Annotated in this window: 10 protein-coding genes; all 10 read right to left on the bottom strand. The window is 39.8% G+C overall.

The genetic code is table 11. The annotated features are described in order from the left end of the window. Positions 1–3 precede the first annotated feature (3 nt). Positions 4–1,506 (bottom strand): nicotinate phosphoribosyltransferase, encoded by a 1,503-nt coding sequence (locus F0Q01_RS09735; RefSeq protein WP_090488490.1) that lies wholly within the window; start codon positions 1,504–1,506, stop codon positions 4–6. Positions 1,507–1,526: 20 nt separating this feature from the next. Next, complete coding sequence (locus F0Q01_RS09730; protein WP_090488488.1) at positions 1,527–1,748, bottom strand: Lar family restriction alleviation protein; 222 nt, start codon at positions 1,746–1,748, stop codon at positions 1,527–1,529. Positions 1,749–1,759: 11 nt separating this feature from the next. Next, entirely contained in the window at positions 1,760–2,005 is a 246-nt protein-coding gene (locus tag F0Q01_RS09725; protein WP_090154493.1) for a cysteine-rich small domain-containing protein, read from the bottom strand. Positions 2,006–2,115: 110 nt separating this feature from the next. Further along, a complete protein-coding gene (locus tag F0Q01_RS09720; protein ID WP_090488486.1) occupies positions 2,116–3,024 on the bottom strand; it encodes a hypothetical protein in 909 nt (302 codons plus the stop codon). Positions 3,025–3,298: 274 nt separating this feature from the next. Continuing rightward, positions 3,299–4,594 carry a UDP-N-acetylglucosamine 1-carboxyvinyltransferase gene (locus F0Q01_RS09715; protein ID WP_090154498.1) on the bottom strand — a complete coding sequence of 432 codons (1,296 nt, stop codon included), beginning with the start codon at positions 4,592–4,594 and terminating at the stop codon, positions 3,299–3,301. 8 nt (positions 4,595–4,602) lie between these two features. Further along, the gene (locus tag F0Q01_RS09710) at positions 4,603–6,345 is read right to left on the bottom strand and encodes an ABC transporter ATP-binding protein (RefSeq protein WP_090488485.1); all 1,743 of its coding nucleotides are present in this window, start codon (positions 6,343–6,345) and stop codon (positions 4,603–4,605) included. Next, complete coding sequence (locus tag F0Q01_RS09705; protein WP_090488483.1) at positions 6,338–8,077, bottom strand: ABC transporter ATP-binding protein; 1,740 nt, start codon at positions 8,075–8,077, stop codon at positions 6,338–6,340. Before F0Q01_RS09705 ends, F0Q01_RS09710 begins: the two co-directional genes overlap by 8 nt. 17 nt (positions 8,078–8,094) lie before the next feature. After that, positions 8,095–9,291, bottom strand: a complete 1,197-nt coding sequence (locus F0Q01_RS09700) for a peptidyl-prolyl cis-trans isomerase (RefSeq protein WP_090488481.1) — start codon at positions 9,289–9,291, stop codon at positions 8,095–8,097. A gap of 71 nt (positions 9,292–9,362) precedes the next feature. Next, positions 9,363–12,890, bottom strand: coding sequence for a transcription-repair coupling factor (gene mfd / locus F0Q01_RS09695; protein WP_090488478.1), 3,528 nt, complete (start codon positions 12,888–12,890; stop codon positions 9,363–9,365). A gap of 22 nt (positions 12,891–12,912) precedes the next feature. Further along, positions 12,913–14,559, bottom strand: coding sequence for a SulP family inorganic anion transporter (locus F0Q01_RS09690; RefSeq protein WP_090488477.1), 1,647 nt, complete (start codon positions 14,557–14,559; stop codon positions 12,913–12,915). Positions 14,560–14,561 lie beyond the last annotated feature (2 nt).

The raw sequence follows: 14,561 nt of genomic DNA, 5'->3' as shown, positions 1-14,561 counted from the left end.
AAGTTACCTATCTTCTTTTCTAAGAAGATCCATTTTCATATTATAATAAGCAGGTGTCATATCAAGATAGTGGCGATGAGGATTCTCAAATCGCTGCTCCTCTGGCCATACGCTTGTATCAAGCTGCTGTTGTACTCTGTCACGGATAGTCTGGATTGGCTCGTCGTCAGATACCGCGCTACCTCCCCTAATAAGTGGTTGTTGCAAAAGCTCCGCCGTGCAGCCCTCAAATATATGAGTGCTCTTCCATGGCTGCTCGGGGTCTACAAATTTATACCCTCCTTTTGCGCTCATGTCAACCCTTTCTCCCTTAATTGCTATTAAATCTGCTACAGCACGACCTGTTTCATCCTTTATACGATACACGTCTTTGAGGCCTGGATTAGTGATTTTCTCTACAGTTTCAGAGATTTTAATCTTTGGAATCACATCTCCTGTGGCTGCATCAGTCACTGCACATAATTTGTAAACAGCTCCAAACACTGGCTCAGATTTTGCAGTAATAAGTCGCTCGCCAACTCCAAACGAATTAACCTGTCCACCCTGTTGAAGGATAGATGTGATTGTATATTCGTCAAGTGAATTGCTAACAATTATTTTTGCGTCTACAAATCCAGCTTTATCTAATAATTGTCTAGACTTTTTTGTTAAATACGCTAAATCGCCAGAATCTATGCGTATACCATAGCTTTTTGAAAGAATTCCTGCATTTTTCATTTCCTGGAACACTTTTATTGCATTTGGAACGCCAGATTTCAGCACATTATAGGTATCTACAAGCAAAATACAGTTGTTAGGATAGCTCTTTGCAAAACTTCTAAAAGCCTCTAACTCTGATTTCCTATAGTCATTATCATCGGATGTGAAATACATTACGTAGCTATGAGCCATAGTACCGCCAATAGGGATATCAAAATACTGACCCGCAGAAACTGTAGCTGTACCACTCGCGCCACCGATATAGGCAGCTCTTGCTCCATATATAGCGGCATCATTATTGTGGGCTCTTCTGGCACCAAAATCAGATACTGCACGACCTGCTGCTGCCCTTACAATACGACTAGCCTTTGTGGCAATAAGAGACTGATGATTTACCTGGGCTAAAATCTCTGTCTCCACAAGCTGAGCCTGGATAATAGGTGCTGTAACAGTAATTATAGGCTCATTTGGATACATGATTGTTCCCTCAGGAAATGCATCCACATCACCCGTGAACTTGAAATCCTTAAGATATGCTAAGAAATCCTCGGTGAAGTGTCCAACACTTCTTAAGTATTCAATATCCTCATCATCAAAGTGCATATTAAGAAGGTAGTCCTTAATCTGCTGCAATCCAGCAAAAATCGCAAAACCACCGCCGTCTGGATTGACTCTGTAGAACACATCAAAGCTTACCTTTGTGTTGTTGTCAATTGTAGGATCATTGAAGTACGCATTAGCCATTGTAAGCTCGTACTCATCCATCATCATTGTTAAATTTCTTGCTTTATCTTGAGTCTGTCGCATAACGCCCCCTCTTTCTGCATCTACTCGCCAGGTGCACTATTAATAACTTTTCCTGTATTCCAAAGCATAGCTGCTCGCTCCGCCGCCTGCTTTCTGCCATCCTCGTCCTTGTATCCAACTGTGCCAGTATAGCTACCGCAATCAAGGCATGCCACATAATATCCATGGTCCTCTTCCTCGATTAATCCTGCTCCTGCACAAATAGGACAATCGTGTAACTCAATTTCTTCTGTGATGTCCATCTCACTATCCTCTATTCTTTCTCTAATTTACGAAGTGCCTCATTTATCTCATCGTAATTTTCTCTAATATGAGGCCGCAAGCAATTAACGCAAGATTTTACACCCTTATCTGTATACTTAAAATTGCCTCCACATTTGTCCCCTAAATGATAAAGGGGGCAATAGCAAAACAGACAATTAAAATCCTCTGGGTGATCTGTCTTGTGACATGGAAAATATTCACATTCTTTATTCTGGAAAAATTTGTAATGCTCCATATCTTCTCCTTGCTATTAGTCACTGTCTCCATTATACACTTTTCCTAGATTTTTTGTATAAGGTAAATAAGAGGGCCACATAAGTGACCCCCTTAGTAAATAATCTAGGTTTATTCTGCTTCAAAATTAGCTCTATATGCAATTACACCTGGGAGAAGATTATACTCAACTGCTGTAGCGAAATTTTTCTCCTGATTGTAAGCACCAATTGTAAGCTTTACTGAACCGTCTTCATTTCTCTGAATGTCGTAACCCACGTTACACTCTACGTCACCGCCATTATCGTACTTAGAGTAGAAAACATATCCACCACCGTAGAAGCCTTCCCCATCTGAGTAGTCCATTCTAGTACCAGGTGTTAAACTTTCAATCTCTCCTCTTACTGCCAACTCCTGAGGGTTTAACAGCAAGGTTTTAAAATAGCTTCCATCTGGGTCGAGATATTCTCCGTCAACAGCATCAGTGCATTCATATCCCTTAAATACTTCGTACTGCATTTCAGGTCCATTCATGTTAAAGGCACCAACCTCACCAATCAGATGGACCTCACTAATATCTTCATTTCCATCTGTTGAATATACTAAGTCTAGAACCTCAGGATTTTCTATCTGGCAGTTATAGTAGTATTCATCTGTTGGTTCGATGTTATATTTAACAAATTCATTTTCTCTATATATGTTAATTCCCGTTTTTGTTTCCACTAATACAAGATAAGCATCCTTGTTATCCCCATTTAATTCTGTAAATGGAGTGAGATTCTTGCATTTTTCCATAAGAGCAGCATCTTCATCTGATAAGCCTTCTACAGGCTGTTCTGCTTCATCTGCCGTAGACTCTACATTTTCATCCACAGCTTCTTCCACAGCAGTTTCTTCTGGTGCTGCTTCTGTGGCCTCATCTACTGCCACTACTTCAGACGCATTATTTTCCTCTGCATTTACAATGTCAGGATTAAATGCGGCAGTTCCAATAGCCGTTGCCATAGCAAGTGCAAAAGATACATACTTTTTGTTTTTCATAACTTTGCCCTCCATTTCTATTAGGTTTGTGAAATAGTAATTCTCGAAATGAGCAATTTAATGCTCATTTCTGTTGCAACGGGTATATTGTTGCATGTCTACAATATCTGTTCAATATCTTTATAGCTTTTTTAAGACACATAAATTAAATATAAAGTTTACCTAAATTTTTATCCACATTTCAATTAACCTGTGGTTATATTCTTTAATTTTCAAACATATTTCCTACCAAACAAAAAAGGGCTGCCTCTCGGCAACCCATAATTTCTAAAAACTATGAAACTTTAAGCTTGAACTTCTGAAGCTCATGCTCTGAATCAACCTCTGCAAATGTAGCACCAAGCTTTGTAAATTTACCAACGATATCCTCATATCCACGCTGGATATATTTGATATCGTCAATGACTGTAAAGCCATCAGCTGCAAGACCTGCGATGATAAGAGCAGCACCTGCTCTAAGGTCTGGAGCGCTAACCTGTGCGCCTGTATATCTCTCAACACCTGTGACAATTGCTACAGTGCTCTCTACCTTAATATTGGCACCCATGCGAGCAAGCTCGTCAACATATTTGAAACGATTCTCAAAAATCGACTCTGTAACTGTACTAGTACCACTAGCGATTCCAAGAACTGCAGTAATCTCTGGCTGCATATCTGTAGGGAATCCTGGGTATGGAAGTGTTGTGACATGAGTATGCGTAAGCTTGCGGTCCTTAGCAATTACACGAACTGCATCATCATACTCTTCAACAATACAACCTGCCTCCATAAGCTTGGCTGAAGTGGCCTCCAAATGCTTAGGGATAACATTTTTGATTAAAACATCGCCATGTGTAGCTGCTGCCGCACACATATATGTACCAGCCTCAATCTGATCTGGAATAACTGCGTAAGTAGTACCATGAAGTGCGCTTACACCAACAATGCGGATAACATCTGTACCTGCACCTCTGATATTAGCACCCATACTGTTAAGGAACGAAGCAACATCTACTACGTGTGGCTCTTTAGCAGCATTCTCAATAGTAGTCTTGCCCTCTGCAAGAACTGCAGCAAGCATAATATTGATAGTAGCACCAACAGATACCTTATCAAGGAAAATGTGGTTACCTACAAGCTTGTCAGCGCGAGCAGACCAGAGGCCATAAGATACATCTACATTAGCTCCTAGTGCCTTCAGCCCCTTCACATGAAGGTCGATAGGACGTGAACCAATGAGGCATCCGCCTGGGAGAGCAACCTCAGCATTCTTGTACTTACCAAGAAGAGCTCCCATTAAGTAATAAGAAGCACGAATCTTTTTAATGTACTCATAGTCTACAGAAAGTCTGTTGATACTAGCTCCGTTGATTTCAACTGTGTGGTCATCAACGCGGTTAATAGTTGCTCCAATATCCTCAATCGCACCGATAAGAACATTTATATCTTTAACATTTGGTAAATTTTCAATTGTAACGGTTTCGTCTGTCATAATGGCGCCAGCCAAAATTCCCAAGGCTGCATTTTTAGCACCACTGATCTCAACCTCTCCTGAGAGAGCAGTGCCGCCCTTAATTACATACTGTTCCATTTTATCTCCTAATTAATTTCAAAATCACTCCGATATAATTTAGCATAAAAGCCGTTTTTCTGCAACAATTGAGAATGATTACCCTGCTCCACAATGGCTCCATCTTTGATGAATAAAATCAGGTCAGCGCCCTTAATTGTTGACAATCTGTGAGCAACCACAAATGTAGTGCGGCCATTCATCATTTTATTAAATGCTGATTGTATTCTCTGCTCAGTTCTTGTATCTATCGAGCTTGTCGCCTCATCTAATATTAACATCGGAGGAATATTTAACATTACCCTTGTAATACATAAAAGCTGTAACTGACCAAGGGATAGGGTTCCCTCTCCTGCATTAATCACAGTGTCATAACCATATGGCATCTTCTTAATAAAGCTATGGGCATGACTAGCCTTGGCTGCCTCTATTATTTCTTCATCAGAAGCCTCAGGATTTGCCATCTTAAGATTTTCTTTTATTGAAGCATTCTTAAGCCATGTCTCCTGCAATACCATTCCGAAATTACTGCGTAAATCATCCAGAGGTATTTCTCTTATATCTCTGCCATCTATAAGAATCTGCCCTAAATCAATATCGTAAAACCTCATAAGCAGATTAATGATAGTACTCTTGCCTGCACCAGTCGGTCCTACAATAGCAACTTTCTGGCCTGGCTCTACTTTTATATTAAGATTCTCAATAAGCTTTTTACTTTTATCATAAGAAAAGCATACGTTTTTAAATTCTATGCTGCCTCGAGGTTCAATAAGCTTATCCACTCCCTCATCAAGCTCCACATCAGCGTCAATCACCTCAAACAAACGGGACGCACAAGCCAAAGCGTTTTGAAACTCTGTTATAACTCCAGAAATCTCGTTAAATGGCTTGGCATAGGTGCTTGCATAGGACAAGAAGCTGGCAAGACCACCTACAGTTATACCTCCTGTGGTAACCATAACAGCCCCAAATACGCCTACAGCCGCATATATAAGATTATTAACCAGGCGTGTGCTTGGATTGACAATCGAAGAATAAAATGTGGCCTTCATTGATGCATCTGCCAAATCATTATTCATACTTCCAAAATTCTCTAGTGCATCATCCTCATAATCCATATTGCGAACTATATTTTTATTTACGATAATCTCCTCTATATAGGATGTCTCCTGCCCTCTGAGTTTTGCCTGCGTTCCAAAAAACTTGTAAGTCTTTTCTGAAATAAACTTCGCAATAAGAAGAGATACTGGTGTTGCAATAATAACAATCAAAGCAATTTTTAAAGAGATTGTTATCATAAAATAAATAGTGCCTATTATGGTCAGTACTCCAGTAAATACCTGTGTAAATCCCATTAAAAGTCCATCTGCAAAAGTATCTGCATCAGAGACTATTCTACTTACAAAATCACCGTGAGGGTGAGAATCAATATCAGAAAGCTTGGCATGCTGCAACTTTGCAAAAGCTCTATCTCTCAAATTCTTAGTAACACTATAGGTAATACGATTGTTCACTCTATTCATAATCCATTGAGTGAAAAATGTAGCTACCACTGTTACAACCATAAGCTGAAGAATATAGATAAGCTTGTCAAAATCTACATTTTCCTTAGCTACTATACAGTCCACTGCCCTACCAGTGAGAATTGGAATCAAAAGGGTCAGATACACGGTAAATAGTGCGCAAACAACTGATATTAATATGCTAAATCTGTATTCTCTTAACTCTGATAAAATCCGATTAAATATCTTAGATTGAGGCTGTTTATTCATTGGCGGCCTCCTCTCTAGGATACTGACAGTAATATATCTCCTCGTATTCCTCACATTTTGAAAGAAGCTGGGCGTGTGTACCTAATCCAACTGCTTTACCATCCTCTAGTACCAAAATCTGATCTGCATCCTTAACTGAAGATGCTCTCTGGGAAACAATTATAATTGTAGGATTCCAGCTAAGCTCTGATAAAGCTTTCCTCAGGTGTGCCTCTGTACTCAAGTCAAGAGCGCTGGCAGAGTCGTCAAGGACTAAAATAGCAGGCTTTCCCATAAGTGCCCTTGCTATCGTAAGTCGTTGCTTCTGACCACCAGAAAAATTATTTCCTCTAGCTGAAACTATAGTATCGAGCCCCTCTTTTTTTGCGATAAAATCAGACGCTTGAGCGATATTTAATGCTGAATTAATTTCATCATCAGATGCGTCTTGTTTATACATTGTCATATTTGAACGTATTGTTCCACTAAATAGAGATGCCTTTTGAGGCACTATACCAAATATTTTAGCTATAGAACTATCACTAAGGGTCTTTACATCTCTTCCATCAATTTCAATGCTACCCTCACTAACGTCATATGTGTGAGTCAGCAACTTGAGTAATGTACTCTTACCAGAACCAGTTCCACCAATTATTCCAAGGGTAGAGCCAGGCTCTATTTCAAGTGAGATGCCTTCCAAGTCCATTTCATTTGAATTGTTGTAGCTAAAGGATACATTCTTAATTGAAATAGCACCCTTTACAATAAAAGTCTCATCTGCTGTAGCAGTTATTTCATGACATCTCTCATCTGATTTCATCTCCATTATTTCACATACTCTATCTGCAGATGGAAATGCCTTCATAAGAAGAACAATAAGATTTGCCAGCTTTATAAGCTCAACTAAAATCTGACCCATATAATTTACGAGAGCTACAACATCTCCTCTAAGGATAAATCCTCTGTCAACTCTCTGTGCTGATACGTATATAAGTCCTACTATTCCAATGTTTACTATTACATAAGTAACTGGATTCAATAGGGCAGAAATCTTGCCTGTATGAATCTGCATTTCTGCTAGATTTGATGTCTTATTTTGAAATGCCTCTGCTTCCTCATCAACCTGACAAAATGCTCTAAGCACTCTTGCCCCCGATAGATTTTCAGAAACTGCATGGAGTACTTTTTCTAGTTTAGCTGCTATAGCTTTATATCTAGGAAGAGTGTACTTCATAATAAAATACACAAAAATAGATAAGGCAACTACCACAGCTATAAAAGTAAGTGCTGATTTAATATCAACAATAAATGCCATAATTGTAGCGCCAGCCACTATAAATGGTGAACGAAGAAAAAGTCTTAGCACCATATTGATACCATTTTGAATCTGGTTAATATCAGCAGTGATTCTAGTAGTTAATACTTCCTCACCTATTTTTTCTTTGGTCCCCTGTGAAAGTCCTAGAATCTTTTGGAATAAATCCTTTCGGATTTCAGCTGCTGAATACACAGCTACATAGGCACTAAAATACTGAGCAGTAATAGAAAACATAAGTCCTACAACTGCCAATATAATTAAAACCCCACTCATCATAACAATGTAGTGGGTATCTGAGTTTGCGATACCCTTGTTGATGATGGATGCCATAACAAGTGGTACCAAAAGCTCAAATATCGCCTCTAGCATTTTGAAAAGTGGGGCAAGTATTGCTTTTATTTTATATTTTTTAACGTAGTTAAGAATAAATCTCATATTTACTCTACATCAGATTATTCAGCTGTTTCGTCAGTTGATTCCTCTGGTGTCTCCTCAGAATCTGCTGCTGTATCTTCTGTTGTTTCAGTCTCTTCTGCTGAATCTTCATCCTCTGTTACTTCTGTAGATTCAGTTGACTCATCTGTTGCTTCTGCATCATCTGCTGGAGCCTCTGTCTCTTCAGGCTGCTCTACTGGCTTAGATTTGAAGTGATCAGTAAATGTAACCTTAGCCCACTGATCATCATCTAAAGTAAACTCATAAGCAGACATCCATGTATCTACAAGTGAATTAAATGCGTCTGTCTTAAGAGATGATTTCTTATCTGCTGATGCATCCTCATCATGGTCTGAAGTAAGGTGGATTACATAATATCCAACGCCCTCAACCTCGATTACATCAGAAGTGTCACCCTCTTCAAGCTCCTCTGCTGCTGAGATAATAGCCATATCCATCTTCTCATCTGACTCCTCGCCCTTGAGGTATGAATATGTGCTGCTTGTAAGCTCCTGAGCCTCTACCTCAGCATCAAAATCTGATGCTGCAGCAATGCTATCAGCCTGATCCTTAAATGCTGCTAGCTCCTCATCTGTGTACTCCTTTACAGTACCTGTCGTTGGGTCAGTTCCAGAAGTATCTATCTGTACATAAGAGAATGTACGCATCCAGCAATCATCCTCTGTAATATTAGCATCCTCTGCATCCTCTACTGCTGTCTCCACAAGCTTGTAGATTGTCTTCTCCTCAAGGTATCTCTTAACGTACTCCTCTGTAGCTCCAAGTTCCTCAAGTGTATCCTTAGAGTTATCTGACATGAACTTTGCAGTAGCATCTGCAATTGCTTTATTCTGCTCATCAGAAAGAGTAATGCCGTAATCAGCTGCATGCTGCTTTACAACATACATCTGCTCTATATCTGTAATGATTCCACTTTTGGTCTGGTCCTCCATTGAATATCCAAGACCGCCCATCATATCCTGAGACCACATAGTTGAAACATCATAGCCCATCATTGGATAAAACTGCTCATATAACGACTGCTGATAACGAGCAACAAAATTACCATATCCAAGAGTGATAGTCTCTTTTGTGTTCTCCCCTTTTATAGTAATTAATGTAGCGCTGTCCTTGATTTTGTTACCACAGCCTGTAAGAAGAACTGTACCTGCTAAAGCTGCCACACATGTTGTTTTTAATACTGCCTTTTTCATTATACTAACTTCCTCCTGAGTGTCTTCCACCCAATATATTTTCAAGCCTTTTCATTATAGTTAATATTGTTTTAATTATCAACTTTAATGCTCTTTAAATCCATTAGGAAATCCTGCAAATAATCAAATATTTCACTAGGCTTAATTCTTGTATTTGCCTTTGTGTTGAATATAAACGCAGGAGCCTTTGGATCAGCTGCAAAAGTGATATGTGGATTGTTCCTCTCAAGAAGGGATGGAATCTGTGTTACATCGATTTTAGCCTTCTCATACATAACAATTCTGATGATATCCTGCTTCTGCTCGATAGCTGTAACATATGCGTCGTGGGCCTTTACCCTGAGCATTGCTACCCAAAGGAGATTCTGAACACATCTCTTTGGCTCGCCAAATCTATCCACAAGCTCATCAAGCATCTCATCCCTTGCTTCCTCAGAATCAATAGCTGCGATTCGTTTATAAATATCTATTCGCTGCTCCTCGTTTGAAACATAAGTATCAGGAAGATATGCCTCAATATTAACATCCACAGTGGTGTTAAACTGGTCCTCTGTAACCTCACCCTTTTCGATTTTAACAGCTTCATTAAGCATCTTACAGTATAGGTCGTAACCAACAGCTGTCATGTTACCATGCTGCTCTACTCCAAGAAGATTACCTGCTCCTCTGATTTCAAGATCTCGCATAGCGATTTTAAATCCAGAACCAAGGTCGGTAAATTCCTTGATTGCTGCCAGTCTCTTCTCTGCAACTTCCTTTAGAAGCTTATCCCTTTTATACATTAAAAATGCGTATGCTGTTCTGTTACTTCGTCCCACACGGCCTCTAAGCTGGTATAGCTGAGAAAGACCCATGTTGTCAGAGTCATGAATAATTATCGTATTTACGTTAGAAATATCCAGGCCAATTTCAATGATAGTTGTGGCCACAAGCACATCTATCTCATGGTTGATAAACTGCATCATAACGTCCTCAACCTTGGCTTCTGTCATCTGTCCATGAATATAGCCAACAGTCGCCTCTGGAACCAGGCGCTCTATTTCTGCTGCCATATCCTGGATGCCTCTTACCCTGTTAAAGACATAGTAGACCTGGCCGTCTCTAGCCATCTCTCTCACTATAGCCTCTCGAACCATCTCTTCATTGTATTCAAAAACAAAGGTCTGAATTGGAGTACGCTCCATAGGTGGCTCATCCAAAACACTCATATCCCTGATTCCAACAAGAGACATGTGAAGGGTACGAGGAATAGGAGTAGCAGATAGGGAAAGTACATCTACAGTCTTTTTCATCTGCTTAATACGTTCCTTATGGTTAACGCCAAAGCGCTGCTCCTCATCTATTATAAGGAGTCCCAAATCCTTGAATTCTATATCCTTTGAAAGCAATCTGTGAGTTCCAATGACAATATCTACCATGCCATTTTTCAAGCCTTCAATCGTCTTTTTCTGCTCAGCTGGAGTTCTAAATCTGCAAAGCAGTCCCATATTAACAGGATAGCCACCCATTCTCTGGATGAAATTGTTGTAGTGCTGCTGAGCAAGAATTGTGGTAGGCACCAAGTACGCAACCTGCTTGCCCTCTTGTACAGCCTTGAAAGCAGCACGCATTGCTACCTCAGTCTTACCGAAACCTACATCACCACAGATAAGTCTATCCATGATTTTTTTAGACTGCATATCCTTTTTTATAGCTGCAACTGCCTCCAGCTGGCCATCAGTTTCCTCATAAGGGAAACTTTCCTCAAACTCACGCTGCCATACTGTATCAGGCCCATATACGAATCCGTCTGTATTCTGGCGAAGTGCATAAAGGTCAACAAGCTCCTTTGCAACCACACCTACAGCAGACTGAACCTTTTGCTTTGTTCTATTCCACTCTTGAGTACCTGCTCCAAGAGAATTAAGCTTTGGCTTTTTGCCGTCTGGACCAGAGTATTTTTGAATCTGATCAAGCTGGGATGTAAGCACGTAGAGATTGCTTCCCTTGGCATACTCTATCTTGATATAGTCCCTGATAACCTTATCAAGCTCCATCTGTTCAGTACCCTTGTAGATACCAAGACCATAGTTTTCGTGAACTACAAAATCTCCAACATGCAAGTCAGAGAATGAAGATATGGACTCACCCTCATACTTCTTAACACGGCGCTTTTTCTTTCTTACATGTCCGAAGATATCTCCATCAGACAGCATTACAAAAGCAGAATCAGGGTAATCAAATCCTCTTTTAATATTACCAACGCATAGCATAGTCTCACCAGGATTAATCTCATGGTCTAAATCCATAGTAAAATATGCATTCAATCCCTCTTCTAAAAGGTCTTCTGCTAGACGCTGTCCCTTAGTGGCTGAGCTAGTCACAAGAAGAACTCTATATTTGCGTTTTTTATATTGAAGCAGTTCTTTTGTCAAAAGCTCAAAGCTGCCGTTGTATGCGTTTACCCCTTGAACTGCGATACTGAAATGATCTGCAGACTTGATGTATTTATTCTTGGCATCTAAAACAGACATCAAGGTAGTAGGGAATTTTTCTATTTTGCCTATTATCTCTGAAACTCCATAGAGCATGTCCATCTGGCCCTTGAGCATATATCCTGACTCGACACGTCTAGTCATTGCATCGGAAAATTCAGTCTCTGTTACCTCGCCTTTGCTTATCACCTTTTGAATCTCATCTACAAATACATAGGTGCCCTTTGGCATAAAATCAATAAAGGAACCTAGCTTGTCGCAGAAATAAGTGAGGTTGGTCTCAAGCTCCTGGCTTAAGCCCCATTCTCTAGTCTCTTCCACAACTCTATCTGCATAAGTCTTAAGGTGATATGCCTCTTCTGTCTTCATTTCCTTGCGGTATGCTTCATAGCGCTCATCGCGCTCAGCCTCAATCTTTTTAAGACCGGCCTCAACCTCTTCAGCGCTTAATATTAGCTCTACTGCAGGAAATATTAAAACAGAATTTATATTTTCAATAGATTTCTGATTTGATGGGTCATAGGAGCGAATACTATCCACCTCATCACCCCACAGCTCTATACGAACTGGCAAATCATTGGTAAGAGGAAAAACATCGATAATACCACCACGGACAGCAAACTCGCCCGGATGCTCACAGGTGCCTACATTTTCATAGCCCATAGCTACAAGCTTGCGACGAAGTGCCTCAAGCTCCACTGTGTCTGTATCAGAAATAGCAACAACTCCATCTTCAAAATAAGAAAGGGCTGGTAGCTTGTTCATCAAAGCATCGATAGTAGTCACTACTGTACAGCTATTTTCCGAAATAACCGCCTCAATAGCCTGCATACGCTCTCTAGTCAAAGCATTTCCTCTTATATCAGACTGATAGAACAGGAAATCCTTTGCAGGAAAATACACTACATTTGAATCATAGAAACGGTACTCATCATATAATTCTCTAGCCTTAAGTTCATCTGATGTGATGATAAGCTTGTATTTTGCATCTACGCCTATACCAAAAATAAGGTGTGCCTTATCAGCACACCCAGTTAAATCGTAAACTTTCCCATATTTATGTAGAGCCTCTCTAAGAGACTCTACAGCTGTAAGTGATTTAAATGGTTCAAGAAATGTTTTCATAATTTAACCATGATTTAAAAAACTAATTATTTACTAATTTTTCAGCCCTATCTAAAGCTGCATCGATATTTGGCTGGAAGTTATCCGCACCAACTCGATTAATAAAGTCAGCCTTTTCCATCATATGACGAGGCTGCTCGTTAACATGTGAGAATACTACTGTGACACCCTTCTTCTCAGCTCCATCCACAAGATCTCTAAGAGCACGAAGTGCTGTTACATCAATGGCTGGAACTGAACGCATTCTGATAACTAAAACTTTTGTGAAGTCCTTTACATTGATGCTCTCTGCAAGCATATCTGATACACCAAAGAAAAGTGGTCCTGTAATCTCAAATACACGGATTTCCTTAGCAACTGGACGAAGATCATCTACAAACTCCTCGTCGTCCTTCTGGTATGTCCAACCGCTGACATGAGTCTCCTCACTCATTCTCTTAATGAAGAGAATGCAGGCAACAATCATACCCCACTCAATAGCAACAACAAGGTCAAATACTACGGTAAGTACAAATGTTAAAACAAGTACGATGATATCTGACTTTGGAGCATATTTTACAAGTCTTGCAAATGGTCTCCACTGACACATATTGTAAGCTACTTGGAAAAGAATAGCTGCGATACATGGCATTGGAATGAACTTTGCATATGGCATAAGCACTACAAGAATAACTAAAAGTGTAATTGAATGTACGATACCAGCAATTGGTGTACGACCACCATTTTTGATATTGGCAGCTGTACGAGCAATAGCTCCTGTAGCAGGAATACCGCCAAACAATACTGAACCGATATTACCAATTCCCTGTCCAATAAGCTCCTGGTTGCTTCTGTGCTTGCTATTTACCATACCATCAGCAACTACAGCTGAAAGAAGGGACTCAATAGCAGCAAGGATAGCAATTGTGAATGCATTTGGCATCTCATTTTTAATAAGTGCAAATGAAAAATGTGGAACTGAAACAGATGGAAGGCCTGCCTTCAAGTCTGGATAAAGAACACCAATAGTGTTTACTTTAAGATTGAGACCCTTTACCATAGCAATTCCAACAAATACAGCGATGATTGATGCAGGTATTTTCTGGAAAAACTTAGGCCAGATAATAAGCACTGCAAGACATACAATACCAACAATCATTGCCTGATAGTTGATTGTATCAATATTGCTGAAAAATACTTTTAACTTATCAATTGTCTCGATTGGCTTTTCACCCCTGAAATCTACTCCAAAGAAATCCTTGAACTGGCCAATCAAAATAGTAACTGCGATACCGGCTGTAAAACCGGTTGTGATTGTATAAGGAATAAATTTGATTAATGCGCCAGCCTTAATGAGTCCAAGCACAATCAAAATAATACCAGCCATGATGGTAGCGATGATAAGTCCATCCATTCCATCTGTAGCTATTATTCCAGCAACAATTGTAGCAAAGGCAGCTGTAGGTCCAGCAATCTGAACTGTACTACCACCAAAAAATGAAATCAAAAAGCCAGCCACTATTGCAGTATAAAGACCTGGCTCAGGACCAACGCCTGAAGCAAGTGCAAGTGCAATAGAAAGTGGCAATGCGATGATTGCCACAATGATTCCAGATACTACGTCTTTTGCAAACTGTTCCTTGCTATACTTTTTCATGCAAGAAAACAGCATCGGTTTAAAACATTCCATTT

It is taken from the genome of Pseudobutyrivibrio xylanivorans, from assembly GCF_010906925.1.
GTDB lineage: Bacteria > Bacillota > Clostridia > Lachnospirales > Lachnospiraceae > Pseudobutyrivibrio.
This window is presented reverse-complemented; position numbering and strand designations above follow the sequence as displayed.

What these genes read in the sequence shown, in the direction of transcription:
- F0Q01_RS09720 (WP_090488486.1), bottom strand. Translation starts at nt 3,024, where the DNA reads ATGAAAAACAAAAAGTATGTATCTTTTGCACTTGCTATGGCAACGGCT.
- mfd (WP_090488478.1), bottom strand. Translation starts at nt 12,890, where the DNA reads ATGAAAACATTTCTTGAACCATTTAAATCACTTACAGCTGTAGAGTCT.
- F0Q01_RS09705 (WP_090488483.1), bottom strand. Translation starts at nt 8,077, where the DNA reads ATGAGATTTATTCTTAACTACGTTAAAAAATATAAAATAAAAGCAATA.
- F0Q01_RS09715 (WP_090154498.1), bottom strand. Translation starts at nt 4,594, where the DNA reads ATGGAACAGTATGTAATTAAGGGCGGCACTGCTCTCTCAGGAGAGGTT.
- F0Q01_RS09690 (WP_090488477.1), bottom strand. Translation starts at nt 14,559, where the DNA reads ATGGAATGTTTTAAACCGATGCTGTTTTCTTGCATGAAAAAGTATAGC.
- F0Q01_RS09735 (WP_090488490.1), bottom strand. Translation starts at nt 1,506, where the DNA reads ATGCGACAGACTCAAGATAAAGCAAGAAATTTAACAATGATGATGGAT.
- F0Q01_RS09730 (WP_090488488.1), bottom strand. Translation starts at nt 1,748, where the DNA reads ATGGACATCACAGAAGAAATTGAGTTACACGATTGTCCTATTTGTGCA.
- F0Q01_RS09725 (WP_090154493.1), bottom strand. Translation starts at nt 2,005, where the DNA reads ATGGAGCATTACAAATTTTTCCAGAATAAAGAATGTGAATATTTTCCA.
- F0Q01_RS09710 (WP_090488485.1), bottom strand. Translation starts at nt 6,345, where the DNA reads ATGAATAAACAGCCTCAATCTAAGATATTTAATCGGATTTTATCAGAG.
- F0Q01_RS09700 (WP_090488481.1), bottom strand. Translation starts at nt 9,291, where the DNA reads ATGAAAAAGGCAGTATTAAAAACAACATGTGTGGCAGCTTTAGCAGGT.